General features: G+C 32.5%; 21 protein-coding genes. 10 read left to right on the top strand and 11 right to left on the bottom strand.

All coding sequences use genetic code 11. The features are described 5' to 3' along the window. Positions 1 to 100: 100 nt before the first annotated feature. On the bottom strand, positions 101 to 634 hold the full coding sequence (locus tag BHU61_RS04945) for an NUDIX hydrolase (RefSeq protein ID WP_111715069.1): 534 nt from the start codon (positions 632 to 634) through the stop codon (positions 101 to 103). 64 nt (positions 635 to 698) lie between these two features. Here BHU61_RS04945 and BHU61_RS04950 point away from each other — a divergent pair, with 64 nt between their 5' ends. Continuing rightward, positions 699 to 1616, top strand: a complete 918-nt coding sequence (locus BHU61_RS04950; protein ID WP_111715071.1) for an aldo/keto reductase — start codon at positions 699 to 701, stop codon at positions 1614 to 1616. Then, positions 1613 to 2602 carry an alpha/beta hydrolase gene (locus BHU61_RS04955; protein ID WP_111715072.1) on the top strand — a complete coding sequence of 330 codons (990 nt, stop codon included), beginning with the start codon at positions 1613 to 1615 and terminating at the stop codon, positions 2600 to 2602. Before BHU61_RS04950 ends, BHU61_RS04955 begins: the two co-directional genes overlap by 4 nt. A 52-nt stretch (positions 2603 to 2654) precedes the next feature. On the opposite strand, the gene BHU61_RS04960 is transcribed toward BHU61_RS04955, so the two are convergent. Then, entirely contained in the window at positions 2655 to 3410 is a 756-nt protein-coding gene (locus tag BHU61_RS04960) for an SDR family NAD(P)-dependent oxidoreductase (RefSeq protein WP_170122456.1), read from the bottom strand. 106 nt (positions 3411 to 3516) lie between these two features. Here BHU61_RS04960 and proC point away from each other — a divergent pair, with 106 nt between their 5' ends. Further along, positions 3517 to 4320, top strand: coding sequence for a pyrroline-5-carboxylate reductase (gene proC / locus BHU61_RS04965; RefSeq protein WP_111715075.1), 804 nt, complete (start codon positions 3517 to 3519; stop codon positions 4318 to 4320). A 52-nt stretch (positions 4321 to 4372) separates the two neighbouring features. Here the strand turns inward: proC and rnz are convergent, their stop codons facing one another. Further along, positions 4373 to 5293: a ribonuclease Z gene (gene rnz / locus BHU61_RS04970; RefSeq protein ID WP_111715077.1), complete on the bottom strand. Its 921-nt coding sequence runs from the start codon at positions 5291 to 5293 to the stop codon at positions 4373 to 4375. Between the two features lie 108 nt (positions 5294 to 5401). Here rnz and zwf point away from each other — a divergent pair, with 108 nt between their 5' ends. The 3 genes from zwf to BHU61_RS04985 all read left to right on the top strand — a co-directional run bounded on the left by zwf (position 5402) and on the right by BHU61_RS04985 (position 8458). Next, on the top strand, positions 5402 to 6880 hold the full coding sequence (zwf, locus tag BHU61_RS04975) for a glucose-6-phosphate dehydrogenase (RefSeq protein WP_111715078.1): 1479 nt from the start codon (positions 5402 to 5404) through the stop codon (positions 6878 to 6880). A gap of 79 nt (positions 6881 to 6959) precedes the next feature. Beyond that, positions 6960 to 7595, top strand: coding sequence for a hypothetical protein (locus BHU61_RS04980; RefSeq protein ID WP_111715080.1), 636 nt, complete (start codon positions 6960 to 6962; stop codon positions 7593 to 7595). Positions 7596 to 7621: 26 nt separating this feature from the next. Then, the gene (locus tag BHU61_RS04985; protein ID WP_111715082.1) at positions 7622 to 8458 is read left to right on the top strand and encodes an effector binding domain-containing protein; all 837 of its coding nucleotides are present in this window, start codon (positions 7622 to 7624) and stop codon (positions 8456 to 8458) included. A gap of 47 nt (positions 8459 to 8505) precedes the next feature. On the opposite strand, the gene gndA is transcribed toward BHU61_RS04985, so the two are convergent. Further along, entirely contained in the window at positions 8506 to 9909 is a 1404-nt protein-coding gene (gene gndA, locus BHU61_RS04990) for an NADP-dependent phosphogluconate dehydrogenase (protein ID WP_111715083.1), read from the bottom strand. Positions 9910 to 9969: 60 nt separating this feature from the next. Beyond that, a complete protein-coding gene (locus BHU61_RS04995) occupies positions 9970 to 11073 on the bottom strand; it encodes a M20/M25/M40 family metallo-hydrolase (RefSeq protein ID WP_111715085.1) in 1104 nt (367 codons plus the stop codon). 126 nt (positions 11074 to 11199) lie between these two features. Here BHU61_RS04995 and prli42 point away from each other — a divergent pair, with 126 nt between their 5' ends. Further along, positions 11200 to 11301, top strand: a complete 102-nt coding sequence (prli42, locus tag BHU61_RS13360; RefSeq protein ID WP_157742174.1) for a stressosome-associated protein Prli42 — start codon at positions 11200 to 11202, stop codon at positions 11299 to 11301. A 28-nt stretch (positions 11302 to 11329) separates the two neighbouring features. On the opposite strand, the gene BHU61_RS05000 is transcribed toward prli42, so the two are convergent. Continuing rightward, a complete protein-coding gene (locus BHU61_RS05000; protein ID WP_111715087.1) occupies positions 11330 to 12298 on the bottom strand; it encodes an aromatic acid exporter family protein in 969 nt (322 codons plus the stop codon). 7 nt (positions 12299 to 12305) lie between these two features. Further along, positions 12306 to 12743, bottom strand: coding sequence for a BrxA/BrxB family bacilliredoxin (locus BHU61_RS05005; protein WP_111715088.1), 438 nt, complete (start codon positions 12741 to 12743; stop codon positions 12306 to 12308). Between the two features lie 293 nt (positions 12744 to 13036). On the opposite strand from BHU61_RS05005, the gene BHU61_RS05010 reads away from it, so the two are divergent. Both BHU61_RS05010 and BHU61_RS05015 read left to right on the top strand, forming a co-directional pair. Continuing rightward, complete coding sequence (locus tag BHU61_RS05010) at positions 13037 to 13522, top strand: GNAT family N-acetyltransferase (protein ID WP_379883762.1); 486 nt, start codon at positions 13037 to 13039, stop codon at positions 13520 to 13522. Further along, positions 13519 to 14001 carry a CHAP domain-containing protein gene (locus BHU61_RS05015; protein ID WP_111715090.1) on the top strand — a complete coding sequence of 161 codons (483 nt, stop codon included), beginning with the start codon at positions 13519 to 13521 and terminating at the stop codon, positions 13999 to 14001. Before BHU61_RS05010 ends, BHU61_RS05015 begins: the two co-directional genes overlap by 4 nt. 69 nt (positions 14002 to 14070) lie before the next feature. On the opposite strand, the gene BHU61_RS05020 is transcribed toward BHU61_RS05015, so the two are convergent. From BHU61_RS05020 to BHU61_RS05035, 4 genes are all read right to left on the bottom strand, one after another. Then, complete coding sequence (locus BHU61_RS05020) at positions 14071 to 14286, bottom strand: hypothetical protein (RefSeq protein ID WP_111715091.1); 216 nt, start codon at positions 14284 to 14286, stop codon at positions 14071 to 14073. 13 nt (positions 14287 to 14299) lie between these two features. After that, on the bottom strand, positions 14300 to 15214 hold the full coding sequence (locus BHU61_RS05025) for a hypothetical protein (RefSeq protein ID WP_111715093.1): 915 nt from the start codon (positions 15212 to 15214) through the stop codon (positions 14300 to 14302). Between the two features lie 343 nt (positions 15215 to 15557). Then, entirely contained in the window at positions 15558 to 16112 is a 555-nt protein-coding gene (locus BHU61_RS05030; protein ID WP_111715094.1) for a GNAT family N-acetyltransferase, read from the bottom strand. 145 nt (positions 16113 to 16257) lie between these two features. Further along, positions 16258 to 16929, bottom strand: coding sequence for a type 1 glutamine amidotransferase domain-containing protein (locus tag BHU61_RS05035; protein ID WP_111715096.1), 672 nt, complete (start codon positions 16927 to 16929; stop codon positions 16258 to 16260). Between the two features lie 457 nt (positions 16930 to 17386). On the opposite strand from BHU61_RS05035, the gene BHU61_RS05045 reads away from it, so the two are divergent. Then, complete coding sequence (locus tag BHU61_RS05045; RefSeq protein WP_170122457.1) at positions 17387 to 18673, top strand: RtcB family protein; 1287 nt, start codon at positions 17387 to 17389, stop codon at positions 18671 to 18673. The last annotated feature ends 264 nt before the right edge of the window (positions 18674 to 18937 follow it).

Consider the following 18937-nt stretch of genomic DNA (forward strand, 5'->3'; position numbering starts at 1 on the left):
TAACACTCCTAAAGGTTACGATTGATATATATAAAATATCAGTAATTGAGAATTAAAGCAAGAAAAATAATGCCTTTTTTAGAATTATTATAATCTAATATTATTTCATTGATAATAGCAAATATTGAATTGCTATTATCGTCTTCGCATCTTTAATCTTACCTGATTTTATCCAGTTATTAGCCTCTTCTATTGTTAACCAGTGTTTCAATACAAATTCATCTTCATCCGCTTCAAGGTTATGAGATTCTATAAGTTCACCAGCTTCAAATAGTGAAATGAACTCATTACAAAATCCGGGTGAAACATAAAACTCATTAACCAGTTCCATCGTCTTTGAAGTATAACCAGTTTCCTCTTCTAGTTCACGCAGTGCAGTATCACGTCTTGCTTCACCTGGGTCAACTTTACCAGCAGGGATCTCGATTAAATTTTCTTCAGGTGCTTTTCTGAATTGCTCTACAAGTAGTAATTTATTTTGTTTCATCGCAATCACTGCAACTGCGCCTGGGTGCAGTACAACTTCCCTTGTACTTTCCTTACCATTGGGTAATTCAACCTGGTGTCTCTCGACAGTCAACACCTTACCGTCTAGTATCGTTTCTTTTGATCGTGTGCGTTCTGTTAGATCCATATTAATACACTCTCCTTTTTGTACATGTTAAACTATATTTATTATAACGAATGGAGGGAAAGACATGAAATTTAATACTACAAAAAGTGGCATAAAGTTTTCTGAACTGGGACTCGGTGCGATGAATCTCCCTCAGGATGCACTTGACAGTCAATATATTCTTGATCAGGCAGTGGATTTAGGTGTTACGTACATTGACACTGCTGACCTGTATCAAAAAGGACAGAACGAAAAAAATATCGGCCATTTCATTAAACATTCTAAAAAGCGTGATCAGATCACTTTAGCGTCAAAAGTGGGTAATCGATTTAATATGTTAAATGATGAAGTTGTGTGGGATCCTTCTAAAGTTCATATTACACAAAGCATTCATGAAAGTCTGAAACGTCTTGAAACGGATTATTTAGATTTATATATGCTGCATGGCGGTATGATTGAAGATAATAAGGATGAAACCATCGAAACATTTGAACAACTAAAAAAAGATGGTCTTATTCGTGCATACGGCATTAGTTCTATTCGACCAAATGTCATCGATTATTATTTAAAGCATAGTAATATTGATACGATCATGATGCAGTTTAACCTAATTGACAATCGTCCTACTGATTTAATTGAATCTATACAATCAATAGACGTGCAAGTTTTGACTCGTGGACCATTGATGAAAGGTTTATTAACTGAAAAATATGATGAAATATTAGAGAAAAAATTTGAATCAGGTATTTTAGGATTAACTCAGGAAGAATTAAGACAAAGTCTTGATGCAGCTACTACAATTGCGCCGTTACAACAGGCTGTATATCAATATTTAACTTCATACCCTGTTGCTTCAATTGTAAATGGCGCATCGAGTGTTGATCAGTTGCAGGCAAATGTTAAAGCATATGATACTTCAATTAAACATCCCATTGACAAACAAAAGCTTAACAAAATAGTTGAGGCATTCAAAAACTTACACTACGAGGATCATTTATTATGAACAATAAACTACTAACAAGAACGTTACTCGGTGTATCACTCGCATCAGGTATTACTTCTAGCATCGTTGGATTGGTCGCTTCAAACTATGTCTTAAATTTTAAATTGCGTGACGTTGAAGTCATACGTCGACGTGAAATTAAAGCGAAACGATTAGATGTTGAAGCATTTAACGCAAAGCAACCGCTTAACGTTACTATCCCTTCACGCAATGGCTACAACTTAAGTGCTACTGTTGTAAAGCCATATGAACATAAGCACTGGATGGTATTCTGTCATGGTGTAACTGAAAATAAAATTACGAGCATAAAATATCTAAATATGTTTAATGAGCTAGGATTTAATGGTATTATCTTTGATCATCGCAGACATGGGGAAAGTGGTGGTAATCACAGCACATATGGCTATTACGAAAAGACAGATTTAGAATCTGTTATTGCATTTTTAAAAGAACAATATGGTTATGATATTACTTTCGGTGTCCATGGTGAATCAATGGGTGCAGTTACAACATTACTTTATGCTGGAGAATTAGCGAATGAAGCAGCATTCTATGTTTCAGATTGTGCATTTTCTAATTTTGCTCGATTATTGACACAAATCATAGAACAGAAATCATCATTTGGAAGTGGCTTTGTATTATCAGCCTTAAATCAGGTACTGAAAATGAGAACACATTTTTCACTGAAACAAGTATCACCGATAGATGTCATCCAAAATGTTGAGCAGCCTATCTTGTTTATCCATTCTAAACCAGATGTATTTATTCCTTATACGCACTCTGTCGATCTTTATAATAAGAAACGTGGCCCTAAGATGCGCTGGTACCCAGAACATGGCGGACACGCTGCAAGTTATAACGTTAATCCAATTTCATATAAGAACAAAGTGGAACATTTCTTAACAACATTTGACTTATTGCCACCGAAAAATGACAATACGCACATTAAAGCGAATGAAAAACATAAAATAAAAAAGAAGAAATAATAATGACATAACAAAAAAATAAAGATAAAATAACAAGTGTAGCTTACACCTGTTATTTTTTTGTCATAAAATATCTTTTAAATATTTTTTCAAATCTTCTTGGCGCAAGTGCGTAAGCCTTTAGACCAGAATCCATCCAAACTGGTAGATTAAGTTCTGCTTTTTTATCAATCATTGCATTTACTATTTGCTTACTTAACTGATCGACATCTAGTTGTACCTGCTCTGCTAACTGATTCATTGGTTTACCCTTATTTGCCTTCTGAATAAATTGTGTATTTACTGGTCCCGTATTAACAGTTAAAAAATGAATATGACTTTGTTCCAGTCGTAATGCGTTCATTACCTGATTTATTCCTGATTTTGAAGCGGCGTATATAGCACCAAATGGCGTCGTTACTTTGCCAGAAAGACTACCAATCGTAACAACCATGCCTCCTGGATTCATTTTATGTAGAACATGTTTCGTAAGAATAACGGTCTGCGTTAAATTGACATGTATCATATCTGCAATAACTTCGTCACTTTGATCAATTAATGATCCGTATTCTGCAAATCCAGCGCAATTGATTAGATAATCAAATGATCCTTGCCCATCAATCCATTTTAAAAATTGTTCGTACTCATCATCGTTAACCAAATCTACTCTGTGCACCACCAGATTATCATACTTATTTTTTAGAACATCTAGTTGTTCTATACGTCTTCCAACAGCAGTTACATGGACGCCACGCGATAATAAAATCTCTGTTAACTTCAAACCTACACCACTTGTAGCACCTGTAATCAATGCATTTTTTCCAATCAATATGTATACCACCCTTTTATTTTAACAATTTATTTTGTGTCAAAATTGTGTTTTATCCACTACAATCTTATAATAATACTAACAAAGATTCCAGGAGGCATGTGACATGAAAATCGTATTTTACGGCTCAGGTAATATGGCGAGCGCAATTTTTACAGGCTTGATAGAAAGTAATACAGTAAAAGGTGAAGATATATACTTAACAAATAGAAGTGACATTGAAGAATTAAAAAGATTAAACAGTACATTAAATACACAATATAGCTATGACGATGTTGAATTATTATCAAATGCTGATTTTGTATTTTTAGCTGTTAAGCCTCATGACTTTGATTCGCTTGTTGAGCGTATTCAACCTCATCATAATGCACACAATAAATTTGTTTCTATGATGGCTGGTGTACCAATAAATCAAATCAAGACAAAGCTTCAGACATCAAATCCAGTTGCACGTATCATGCCGAATACAAATGCGCATGTACAGCAGTCAGTGACTGGTATATCTTTCTCTGATAATTTTGAAGAAAGTGATAAACAGCTTTTATTTGATTTACTTGATGCTTTTGGTACTTCAATTGAAGTTGAAGAAGATTCATTACATGATGTTACTGCAATTACAGGTAGTGGCCCTGCATTTTTATACTATATGTATGAACAGTATATCAATGCAGCTAATCAACTTGGCTTATCACATGAAGACACTGATATTGCGGTACGTAAATTGATTATCGGTACAGCAAGAATGCTTGAAAATAGTGAACTGTCTCTTGATCAGTTACGTGAAAATATCACTTCAAAGGGTGGTACAACGAAGGCAGGACTGGATGCCTTAGCGAAACATCCTATCGAAGCAATTTTTGTAGATTGCTTGAACGAAGCTTTAAATCGCAGTAAAGAATTAGGAAAATAAATATAGGGATACATATAAATAATGCGCGCTCAGATAATTGAGTGCGCATTATTTATATTTCAAAACTATCAAAGTCCTTCACAATTTCAAATACCATATCCGGATATTTATGCTGTATTACATCTTTCAATAATGCAATATCCTGTAAATCATAACGATTACTCACATGATTGATCAATACTTTTTTTGCATGCGATTGTGCAACAAGTTTTGCTATGTCATCAATATGACTATGGTAATATTTATGACTCAAATCCAGGTCACCCTCTAAATATGTACTTTCATGTACGATAACATCTGCATTTTTTGCCAGAGCTATTTCTGCTTCACATGGCATTGTGTCACCAAATATCGTAATAATCTTACCAGGTTTATTTGGATTTCGGTAGTTTTTCGTTTCATAAATGATACCATCTACCTCAACGAATTCCTGCATTTTAAACTGTTGATAAATTGGACCCGGCTGAATGCCTGCTTCAATCAACTTATCCGAGATTAAATTACCCTCTGTGTCCGGAAACTGGATACGATATCCAAATGAATCTATACCATGTTTTAACATTCCTACATTCACCTTTATCTGATTGATATATAAGACGTCTCCATCAGCAATTTCGATGATTTCAAGCGGATAATTCAAGTGAGAACCTGAAATTAACAGTGTCGTTTCGATGTATGCTTTAATTCCTTTTGGACCAAATACTTTTAAAGGTTTATTTTCTCCACCTTGAAAGCTTCTTGACGTCAGAAGACCCGGTAATCCAAAAATATGATCGCCATGCAGATGTGTAATAAAGATATGATCCAATTTTCCAAGTTTAATATTTGTATGTAATATCTGATGTTGACAAGCTTCACCCGCATCAAATAACCAGAACGTATTATTTAACGGTGCAAGAGAAAGTATGATCGTTTGTGTATTTCTTTCTTTAGTTGGTAAACCTGCACTTGTCCCTAAAAAAGTTATTTTCATTTTTCTACCACCTTTTATTTCATCACGTCATTATAGCATGTTTTAATTGTTTTTTTAGGCATTGTATGAAAAAATAAAATAGACTTTAATAGAATCGAGGTATTTATTTTGGATATTGAAAAGCAAAATATTCCCTGTTTAATAACAATTTTCGGTGCAACAGGTGATTTAAGTCACCGCAAGTTATTCCCATCGTTATTCCACCTTTATCAGCAAGATAACTTGAATGAGCATGTTGCAATCATTGGTATTGGACGACGTGACTGGACGAATGAAAAATTCAGAGCTGAAATTAAATCATCTATCGAAAAATTTGTTAAAGATACACATAAAATCGATGAATTTATGGAACATGTTTATTACCAGTCTCATGACGTTAATAATAAAGAAAGTTATGACGCGCTGCTGACACTCTCTGAATCTTTAGATGCACAATATAACTTAAATGGTAACCGTCTATTCTATTTAGCAATGGCACCAGAATTTTTTGGTACTGTATCAGATTTCTTAAAATCTAGCGGACTGACAAAAACAAAAGGATTTAAACGCTTAATTATTGAAAAACCTTTCGGTAAAGATCTTGCTTCTGCTGAAAAACTAAATAATCAGCTAAGAAAATCATTTAAAGAAGAGGAAATTTATCGAATTGACCATTATCTTGGTAAAGATATGGTGCAAAACATCGAAGTAATTCGATTTAGCAATGCAATGTTTGAACCGTTATGGAATAATAAATATATCTCAAATATTCAAGTCACTTCTTCAGAAATTTTAGGTGTTGAAGACCGTGGTGGCTATTACGATAATAGTGGCGCTTTAAAAGATATGGTACAAAATCACATGTTACAAATTGTTTCACTTCTTGCAATGGAGCCTCCTATTTCATTATCATCTGAAGATATTCGGAATGAAAAAGTAAAGGCACTTCGTTCTATCCGTAAAATTCAGCCTGAACACGTAAGAAGCTATTTCGTTCGAGGACAATATGATGTCGGTGAAATAAACGGCGAAAAAGTAAAACGATATCGTGATGAAGAAAATGTAAATCCAGAAAGTAATACACCTACATTTGTTGCTGCTAAAGTTATGCTCGATAACTTTAGATGGGCAGGTGTGCCCTTCTACATTCGTACAGGTAAACGTATGAAGGAAAAAGAAATACGTGTGGTTGTTGAATTTAAAGAGATGCCGATGAATCTTTATTATCAAAAGGATAATCAGCTAGATTCCAATTTACTTGTTATTAATATTCAACCAAATGAAGGTATTGAACTACATTTAAATGCACGTAAATATATCGAAGGTATCGATACTGAACCAGTTAAATTATCATATGCGATGACGACACAAGATAAGATGAATACAGTCGACGCATATGAAGGATTAATTTATGACTGTCTAAAAGGCGATGCCACTAACTTTACACACTGGGAAGAATTAAAGGCAACATGGAGTTATGTGGATACTGTTGCTGATTACTGGGATGCACATCCTGCTCCATTCCCAAATTATCAGGCTGGATCTAACGGCCCTGTAAAAAGCGATTTGTTATTAAGTCGAGATAATTTCCACTGGTGGGACGTTTAATATTTAAATCAATAAAAACCTTTGAATCATAATGATTCAAAGGTTTTTATTGTGCCATAATTGTGTTAATATTTGAATTATGAATAAATTTATACAATCATCATTTGAACTTTACTCAGAGCAGGATTTTGATACATTGCTCAATATAAAGACTAAACCTTATCTTGAAACTTTTACAAATCATCATTCTAATCGTTATGAACCAACGATTTATCGTGATTTATTATCATTATTTAACATGATTAAAGAAGACTTAACTGAAGATGCATTGTTAGTAGATTTTGGCTCTGGATTAATGCGCGTTCCAATCTTCACTAACTATGTATTCAAAATAAAAACGATAGGCATTGAATTGAATAAGCAGCTATACTTAAAAAGCCTTGAAAACATTAAAAATTATAACTTATTGCATCATCAAGAAAATGATGTTCATGCTCAAAATATTAATGCATTACAGTATCAATTTAGTGGTGAAGAGACACATTTATTTTTCTTTAACCCATTTTCAGTGTTCGTATTTCAAAAAGTGATGGAAAACTTAATGACATCATCTATAGAAAAATGTGATATCATTCTTTATTATGCAAAACCAGAATATGAAGTATATTTACAGGATATCATTCATTTCAATCTAAAATATCATATACCTTTGCAACAAATAAATAATGATCCATCAGAAAAAATAAATATTTATGAATACACGAAATCTATTTAAAACATACTTTAAGGAAGATGTGAATTATGAATAATATTGACTTAATGCAGAAAACAATCGTATATATTGAAGATCATTTATTCGAACCATTTAAATATGAAACAATCGGAACATATTTAAATGAAAATCCAATGCATATAAATCAAACATTTACTATGATTACCGGCATGAATTTAGAAGAATATATATATCATCGTAAAATGACCGAGGCCGCTAAAAAGTTGTTAAATGGTAATTACCGTCTTGTGGATATCGCCAATCAGTTTGGTTTTTCAACTGCACACGAATTTAGTACTGCATTTAGCAATCACCATCAAATTTCACCGATTCAGGTTAGAACTAACCCTGAACAATTAAGAATGGTAGAACGACTCTACATTCAGCTTTCTGTAACGACGAAGCCTCCGATGCCTTATAAAATACAGACGATGGATAGTTTCAGAATTGTAGGCATACAAGAAATCGTTTCATTTAATGAATTAGGTAATCATTTTCTAGTGCCGGATATTGTCTATGAGTTAAAAGAAAAGGAAGAAATTAAATCATTATTATCATTTAGCTCAGACAAAAATATTTATGTAGTTGTTCAGCCTAATCCAAATGATATAGAAATATTTGTAGGTGTAAAGTCAGAACGTACTTTTGATTATGAAAGTAAACAAATCTATAACGGTGATTACGCTAAATTTGAAGCTCGTGGAAAGCTTGATTATGTATTTAATGAAATTTGGCAATCTGTCGAAAAACAAGTAGACTTTAATATACACTACGAACGTAATAGTCAGTATATTTATATTTTTCCTGATGATATGGATTTTGATAATAGTTTCAATAAAGTTGAACTTTGGATACCAACATTATAAAAAGCGCGCAAGACGTTTGTCTTACGCGCTTTTTGATATAAACAAAATTATTTCCAGTCTGTATGGAATACGCCTTCCTTATCTTTACGTTCATAAGTGTGCGCACCGAAATAATCACGTTGTGCCTGAATTAAGTTTGCAGGTAAATCTTTTGATGTATAAGAATCAAAATAATTAATTGCTGCTGCAAAACTTGGTGCTGGTGTACCTGTAGTGATTGCAGTAGCTGCCACCTTACGTAAACTCGTTTGATACTTTTCTACAACTTCTTTGAAATATGGGTCTAATAATAAGTTTTGTAAATCTGCGTTATTATCATATGCTTCTTTAATCTTTTGTAAGAATTGTGCACGAATGATACAACCTTCACGCCAGATCATTGCTAAATCACCTAACTGTAAGTTCCAGTTATAAGCTTCACTTGCAGCTCTCATCTGTGCAAAACCTTGTGCATAGCAACAAATTTTACTCATATATAATGCTTCACGAATTGCTTCTAAAAATTCAGCTTTATCCCCTTCGAAGTTTGTTTTATTTGAGTTGATATTTTGACTCGCAACAATTCTTTCGTCTTTTTGACTAGAGGTGAAACGTGCAAATACACTTTCTGTGATTATTGTTAATGGCTGACCTAAGTCTAATGCGTTAATTGATGTCCATTTACCTGTTCCTTTTTGACCAGCTTTATCCATTACTTTTTCAACGAGTGGCGTACCATCTTCATCTAATTTCTTGAAGATATCAGCTGTGATTTCGATTAAGTAGCTATCTAATTCGCCTTCATTCCATGATTTAAATGTATCAGCGATTTCTTCATTTGACATAGCTAATACATTTTTCATTAAATCATAACTCTCAGCGATTAACTGCATATCTGCATATTCAATACCGTTGTGTACCATTTTAACGTAATGACCGGCACCATCTGGACCAATATAAGCAACACATGGTTTGCCGTCTTCAGCTTTAGCAGCAATAGATTCTAGAATAGGTCTAACAAGTTCATATGCCTCTTTTTGACCACCTGGCATAATTGAAGGGCCATGTAATGCGCCTTCTTCACCACCTGAAACACCAGTACCGATGAAATTGAATCCTTTTTCTGAAAGATATGCATTACGACGAATCGTATCGTTGTAGTTAGTGTTACCACCATCGATTAAAATATCACCTTGATCTAATAATGGAATCAAGCTTTCGATTGTTGCATCTGTTGCTTCCCCAGCTTTAACCATCATCATGATTTTACGTGGCTTTTCAAGGCTATTTACGAATTCTTCGAGAGAGTATGTTGGGAAAATATTTTTACCAACTGATTCTTTCATCATCTCTTCAGTTTTTTCCTTTGAACGGTTAAATACTGAAACAGTATTTCCGCGTGATTCTATATTCCACGCTAAATTTTTACCCATTACGGCTAAACCGATTACACCTATTTGTTGTTTACTCATAATATACCTCTTTCAAATGAATTTTCATGATTATTATAGCACATGTCTATATTGTTTTAACTAAACAAGCTTAATGATTTCAATTACTTGTTCTGTTAATTTATTTAATTCATCAATCGGCATCTTTTCATTTACCGTATGAATATCCTGATAGCCGACAGCTAATACAACAGTTGGAACAAACTTGTTAATAAAGTTAGCATCACTACCCCCACCGTTAGATACAACTTCTGGTGTTCTACCAACACGTTCAGCTGCTTGACTTGCAATCTCGATAACCTTGCTTGTTTTTTCAACATTGAATGAAGGATAATTAACTTTAACCTCAACATCAGCTTTACCACCAAGTTCTGCTGCAGCAGTTAGGATCGCTTCTTTCATGTGTGCAACTTGTGCTTCCATTTTACTATCAACTAAACTACGCGCTTCAGCAACAATATAACATTTTTCAGCGACGATATTTGTTCTTGAACCACCTTCAATCGTACCTATATTAGCAGTCGTTTCTGCATCTATTCTACCTAGTTTCATATTACTGATTGCACGTGAAGCAATGTTTATCGCACTCACGCCGTTTTCTGGGGCCACACCTGCATGTGCCGTAACACCTGTAATTTCAATGTTAAGCGTTGCGTTTGTTGGCGCCTGGTTTACAATTGTACCAACTTTACCACCAGCATCCAATGCATAGCCAAGTTTCGCATCAAATTTAGAACCATCTAATACACTAGCACCTATTAAATGAGATTCTTCTCCAACAGAAATAACAACTTCAATATCACCATGTGGGATTTGTTCTTCATTAATCGTTCGAATTGCTTCAATCATTGCAGCAATCCCCGCTTTATCATCTGCACCAAGAATCGTAGAACCATCTGTATGAATGACATTATCTGTAATAATCGGGTTTATGCCATTACCAGGTGTAACAGTATCCATATGACAAGATAGCAAGATTGTCTCCTGATCTGTTGTCCCTTTTAATTTCATAATCAGATTGCCCGCACCAAAACCTGTTTTGCTTTGTGTATCATCTTCAGTGACTTCAAAGCCAAGCTCTTCATATAAAGTTTTTAAATGATTTGCAATCTCACGTTCATTACCACTCTCGCTATCAATCTTTACAAGTTCAATAAAAGTATCCACTAATCTTTGCTGGTTCATTGACAACACTCCTCAAAATATTATTTATATTTATCGTACCAAACAACTGTTCATCAATAAAGGATAAGACGTAAAATCAATTATTTGATATAATAAATAAAACGCACTTATGAAAGGAAGTACAGAATGAATAACAAAACAGCACGCAAAGTCTTTATCATCGTCTTACTTGTATTAATTGTTGCAGCTTTAGTACTTAGCGCTGTATTACCATATCTTAATATGTAAAAAACTGAGAATAATTTCTCAACGTTTTTTAGTACATCTTTAAAGAACCAAATTTAGATTTAATCATTAAATAACTTTCAATCTCTTTTAGCAGCTGGATTGCAGCTGAACGAGATTTTAATCGCTCATGTGAATCCGGTAATGGATAATTATCAAGATCCAGCATTATCTCATATAAATCATGTAATCTTATTGCAGTAAAATTATTACTTGTAATATTATTTGATAGATCCTCTAATAATCCGCTACACTGCATATGTAGCTTATCTTTACAGCTTATATCATTGATCAGATGTGTCATGCGTGCCAAAAGTTCAAGTTGAGATTCACGCATATCAAAATAATGATAATACGAATTATCATTACGTGAAAAATGATTCTCGACTTCCATATAGGCAAGTGACTTTGCACGTTCAATCGTTTCATGCAGCTTATCAATATCATTTGTGTTCAATACAATTTCAGGATGCTTTAACGCATCGCTCAATCGGCTGACAATAACCTGAAATTCCATCTCTATCGCACGTTTATAACCATTTAATGCATTGTTGTGATTCGGCATATAAAGATTTAAAATTAAAGCGATGCCCATACCTACACAAAGTAATAGAAATTCATTAACAGCTAATGCCCAGTCGATATGACCTGAATTAAAGCAATGTAGAATGATAACGATACTTGTGACAACACCTTCTTGTATACCGAACATTACTGTAACAGGAATAAACAGTAAGACGAGAATACCGAGGACAACCGGATTAAAGCCTAAATTCATAAAGAAAATATATGAAAACAAAATACCAAGCAAGCACGAGAAAAATCTCGCACTTGCAGCTTCTAAAGATTTAACTTTTGTATTCTTCACACAAAGAACGACTAAAATAGCAGCAGATGAGAAATTCTCGAGACCCATCATCTTACAGATGATTACGCCGAGAGACATACCGAAAGCAGTCTTAATCGTACGCGAACCAATCTTATAAGGCTTAATCTTCATGAATGAATTAACGTTCCTCACAATGCTCTTCAAATAAAGCTTGAATGTTTGTAATAACACTCATTGGATCGTGACCTTCTATTTCATGTCTTTCGATCATTTTTACAATCTTACCATCTTTAAGTAAAGCAAATGATGGACTGCTTGGTGGATAACCTTCAAAGTAATCACGAGCTGTTTCAGTCGCTTCTTTATCCTGACCAGCAAATACAGTTACTAATTGATCAGGTAATTTATCATAATGTAATGCATGCGCAGCAGCAGGACGAGCGATACCGCCAGCACAACCACATACAGAGTTGATCATAACAAATGTTGTACCAGGTTTATCAAACGTTTCTTTAACCGCTTCAGGCGTTGTTAACTGTTTGTAACCCGCAGTTTCGATTTCTTGACGTGCATTGTTTACGAAATCTTCCATAAACATATTAAAATTCATATCCATTGATAAAACACCTCTTCTAAATTGATACAACTATCATAACGAATAAAGACCGTTAAATCTAGTGATTAATTCGTGAAATATTAAAAGGTGTAGATAATATATAGCTTATTGATTGCTAGAAGCGTATAACATAATATTTCATATTCGCGGTTGTTCGTTTGCTAACTTACTCAATGATATATAACAGTTGTATAATTGAAATAATCTATGATTAATTAATAAGCATCCCTATTTTATTGACATACACACCGCGCTTCATTACTATTTACAGTAATCTTAAAGGAGGTATCCTTATGCCTAATACAATTCAAATCAGATCAATCCAACAAAAAGATAATCCCATCATCCATAAAATCATTCAAACGTCTCTTGAATCGTTCAACTTAGATATCCCTGGATCAGCATACTTTGACCCAGAACTAGCACAACTATCATCATATTATGGTGAACGTAAATATGCCCAATACTGGATAGCAGAGCAAAATGGAGAAGTTTTAGGTGGTGTTGGCATTGCTCCATTTAGTGAAGATGGGACGATATGTGAACTTCAAAAACTCTATCTTTCAGAATCTTCACAAGGTAAAGGTATCTCTAAACTATTAATGGACCAGGCATTAGCATTTGCTTCACACTATTATAAGTCATGTTATTTAGAAACAATGAGTAAGCTAGAAGTTGCATGTATACTCTATGAAAAGTATGGATTCAAATTATTAGAACAACCAATCGAAGGCAGTGACCATTCAGCAATGGATCGCTGGTATATAAAATCACTATGAAAAGAATAATCTCATTCTTCATTATATTATTATCATTATTTCTGCTTTTTATAAATCAAGATAGGATAATCGATAACTACAACACATTACGCATTGAACTTATGCCAGATCCGATGGCTATAAATACTTATGATAAAGGACAATGTACTTATTATGTATTTGATAAAGTAAAGAAAGACGGCAACATGATAGAACGATCCTGGCGTGATGCCAAGCACTGGGCGAAACTTGCTAAACAAGATGGATATACTGTAAACCATTCGCCACGAAAAGGTGCGTTACTTCAATCACCAAGAGGCACGCAAGGTCATGTAGCATACATTGAACATGTATATCAAAACGGTAATGTAAAAGTTTCAGAGATGAATTATACACAGCCATATGAAATAACAGAGCGTATTATATATAAGAAAGATCTATCGAGATATAAAATTATCCATCCAAAGATAAATCCAAAAAAAGTACTAACTGATATATAAACAGCTGGTACTTTTTTGATCTTATTAATACAATAAATTATTACCATTCTATAATAATAATAAGATAATCTACTTTTCTTCATCAAACTCTCTTACTTTTACATCTTTTGTCGTTTCATCTCTTAATTGAAATAACATGATAAAACAGATAACAATTAAGCTTGCTGGTATGATAAACGGTAAATAATTTAAAAACTCATTGTCGTGAATTCTTACCAAATAATAAATGAAAAACATCCAGCATGCATTTAAAAATAAAATAAATAGTTTGTCTCCAAAATTCATATTATCCACCTCTTTATTTAATATTGACTGTTATTGAACCCACATTACCTACTTCATGTCTAATACTGTTCTTTGATGATGCTACAATTTCATTCCCTATCGTAATATCTAATTGCTGACCATCAATTTTAAGTGATTTATTAAAGGTTTGCATACGCTTTGATATTAATAAATCATCAACAACACGTGTTACCATACGCCCTCCACCACTATTGTGAATAACAGCTACCGCACCATATTGATTACCATCCATCTCATAATCAGCAATCATAACTTTAAGATTTTTAGGATTATATGGGGGCGTTAGAGTTACTACAGCCATTTCTAATGCATTCAGACTTTCAATATATTCATTTGAAATAATATCATCTAATCTTTGTGTATTATGTATAATCTGGTCTGTAAATTTAACCGTAAGATTTGTTGCTTCATCAATCACGCCAGATTCATATTTTTCAAGTTTATCATCTTCGTTATGCCCAGCATAGAATGTCGAAACAGTATTGCCAATGACAGTTTTCTTTGTTATACCTGTCATACCTTCTTCTAATTGGATGCCTGTATCCACAATATCTAGATGATATGTTTTTGATTGCGAATTATAAATGGCATATCCAAAAGCGTAATTTTTGTTTTTGTCATTTTTATCTTTCTCACTAACAAATATAGAGTAAAATTTAGGATTTGATTGCTTATCTGGATTTACAATCATACCTTCACTCTTTGAATGAGGAAAAAGCTTTTCTTTAAAATCTTTCATCGCAGCTTCACCATTTGCATACGCGTTACTTTCCAATTGTTTAATCAGTAAGCTCTCTTTTATCGGTTTAGATTTAACTTCTTTTTTTGTAGACTCAGAATACAAGATTCCTGCTGCGATTAGAAAAATGATTATAACAGAAGTTATTACACGTTTTGTGAAAGTCATCTTCATCCCTCCTCGTATTTTAAATTGATATTACCATAGTTTAACACTTAATTACATATATTATATAATTAACTTAATATGACAGTAAATATATAAAAAAATCTATCCAAAACTATGGATAGATTGTAATATATATATTCTTTCGTAAAATAATTACTGAATTGCATTCCAGACTTTCTTAGCCACGCCTTATGGCGATTGTGGATTTTGTCCGGTTATTATTTTTATATTATTATCATAAAACACCTTAATTGAAATGATTAGAGTATTAAATATTATTACTTTGATATTCATACTTTAATTACACTACGAATTTGAACATACTTTCCAAAAAGTACGATTGTTATAATTCTTTAATCATTAATGTATCTTCATCTCTAACAGCAATTGGTTTAAATCCAATATTTTTATATAATTGTTGTGCATAATTTCCATTCGTAACACTTAATGAAATTCCATTAACATTATTATTTTTTAATAAATAAATTAATTGTTCCATAAGAACTTTTCCTAAACCTTGTTTTCGAAAATCTGGTAATATCGAAATATTTAATTCAACAAAATCATCCTTATAGAACCCATAACTTTTATCAGTTTCATTAAATTGTCTACACCATGCTAATCCTATTACTCTATTATTTATTACTGCTGCCATAGTATAATCATCTTTTCTTCCAAAATCTTCATAATACTTTAATAATTCTTTTTTATCTACGATTGATTTATTAGGTTTTTTACTCCCTTCAGGTACATAAATTGCATGGTACAAAAATTCTTTTATAATGGAATATTCTTTTTTATCTAAAGATCGTATCCAAACTTCAGGTACATCTTTTTCCATTTTTGTATATTCTAGAATCTTCTCTGCATCTTTTACTTCAACCGATCGTATTATCATAATCTCACCTCTCTAAATTTTTTTATAATTATATCACTTTAAATTAATAATATTCTAAAAAAAAATTATAAAAAAGTTAAACTCCATAAAAAACAAACCATCCAAATATAGACAGTCTGTTTACATAATATTGTTATATTAGAATTTACTTAATTGCACTCCAAACTTTCTTCGCAACAATTTTAGGTGATTGTGGATTTTGTCCAGTAATGATATTACCATCCTGAACGACTTTCGAAGCCATCGGTAATACCGCTTTTTTATAATTCGCACCCTTCTTCTTAAGCTCATCTTCTAATAGAAATGGTACTTTATTAGTCTTTCTTACTATCTGTTCTTCTAGATTAGAGAATCCGGTTAACTCTGTATCTTTCAAACGATTGTCCTCAAAGTTCAGTAAAGCTGCTGCACCATGACATACAGATGATATCACTTTCTTTTCTTTATCTATTTCTTTAAGAATTCGAGAAATATCTTCGTTATCAACGAAATCAAACACAGTACCATGTCCACCAGTAAAGTAAACTGCGTCGTAATCACTTACATCCTCTTCATGTATAGACTTTGTATTATCTAATAATTTCATAAACTCAGGATCTTCCATGTAATTCTTAGTCTTATAATCTAACATCAAAGTACTCACGCTAAATGGATCAATCGGTACTTTACCACCATTAACACTGTATAAATCTATCTCAACGTCTTTGTCTTTAAAATAATCATAAAAATGAACAAGCTCACCTAACCATAAACCTGTTTTTTCCTCTAAACCTTTATAATGATCTGTATTTGTATTTATAATCATAATTTTTTTCATTTAAATTCACTCCTAAAAAATATATACATATATATACCCATATTCATATGTAATTAATACTTTTTTGGTTTATACATATAATACAAAACAGCAAATAAAGTATAGAGAATAGCAATTGTAAAAATCATTTGTAGTATATTTATTAAAAAATTGATTAAAGGTGCTTCTGATAAATATTCAATTCCACCATAAAAAAATGGTAAATGATCACTTAACAAAAGCGCGTAGAGAAATCCAATTAGAATGCCATATAAAAAATGCTTTAAGAGATATTTTTCAAAAATTGAATACATAATATACACCCCTATTTTAAAATGGATAATAAGTAATTTAATACCATTATAAGTTACCATGTTAATTTAATCTATCAAATATTTACACTACATATCATGTTTTGACTATATTTTACATTTATGATTAAATGGTTACAAGAACTTTTAAGATCGGAGTTATAAAAATGATAAACATCACCGGAAAATATACACATGCGGTTATCATGACAGATAACATTGAAGATGCTGCCAGGAATAGAGTTCAGAATATGACGAACCTTGATTTTCTATCTGGTACTAATATTGTGATGATGCCTGATGTACATGAGGGAAAAGGTTGTGCGATTGGTACATCTATTCTAATGAACAAATCTAATGCCAAGATTCCACCTGCATTTATCGGTGTGGATATTGGTTGTGGGATGATGAGTTATCCATTAGGTAAACTTGATAATATTAACTTTCCTGAACTTGATCTGTATATAACTGATAATATTTCAACATATCCAAGAACCGATGAACTTAAGCATCCTGTATTTAATAATATACCTCAAGAAATTACAGATATTATTTTAGATAATTTAAAAGAAATTCAAACATCTTTACTATTTCAAAATGTAAATATGATTCAATTAATCAATTCAGTCGGAACTTTAGGCGGCGGTAATCATTTTGTTGAGATTGGAAAGAACAAATCTGATGAATATTACCTTACGATTCATTCTGGTAGCCGCTTCTTAGGGGCTAAAATAGAAAAACACTATCAGGATTTAGCTAGAGAGAGTCATAAAAATATTGATGTTACTCCTATTATCAATGTTCTAAAGGAACAAGATAAACATCATGCTATTCAATCGATGATAAAATTTGTAAAACAACTGAATCAGGAAAATCATTATGATGAAGAAGTTAGCTATCTTAAAGGTGAAAGTTTATTGCATTACATTAATGATATGACAGCTGCTTGCCGCTTCGCAGAAACGAGTCGTTTAATGATGACAGCCGTTATCCTCAATTACTTTGGAATACAGATGGACAATGCAAAAATCATAAATTCACCTCATAATTTTATAGAGGTAAAAGATAAAGACTATTTAATTCGTAAAGGTGCATGTGATGCGAGTCTTGATAGAGATGTTGTTATTCCAATCAATATGCGTGATGGCATCATCATCGGAAAAGGTAAAGGCAATCCAGAATGGAATTATTCTGCGCCACACGGTGCAGGACGCGTATTATCTCGTTCAAAAGCTAAACAGACGCTCAACTTAGAAACATTTGAAAAGCAAATGGAAGGGATATATAGCAGTACGGTTGTGGAGGATACTTTAGATGAAGCACCTGATGCATATAAACCGATTAATGAGATAATTAAACATATTCATGACTCAGTTGAAATTATTGACATCATTAAACCAGTATATAATCATAAAGGTATTGAAACACCTAAATGGTGGCAGAAGAAGAAGTAAATACTTATTTAGGAGATGTTATTATCAAATATTTAAGCTATAACAATCCAAATTTAGATAAAATGAATTTAGTATCCCCTGTTCTTTCACTCATTATCTCACTTGCATTCGTCTTAGTTAATATTCGTACACTAAGCATACGCGATGAATTATGGGTCAAAATTGTAGTTACTATTTCGCTAATAATCTTTGTAGCTTTTACAATTGTCAATATAATAACGATCTATCTCATTATTAAAAGAAAAAGTATTAATAAAAAATAAA

The organism is Macrococcus epidermidis (assembly GCF_003259695.1).
GTDB lineage: Bacteria > Bacillota > Bacilli > Staphylococcales > Staphylococcaceae > Macrococcoides > Macrococcoides epidermidis.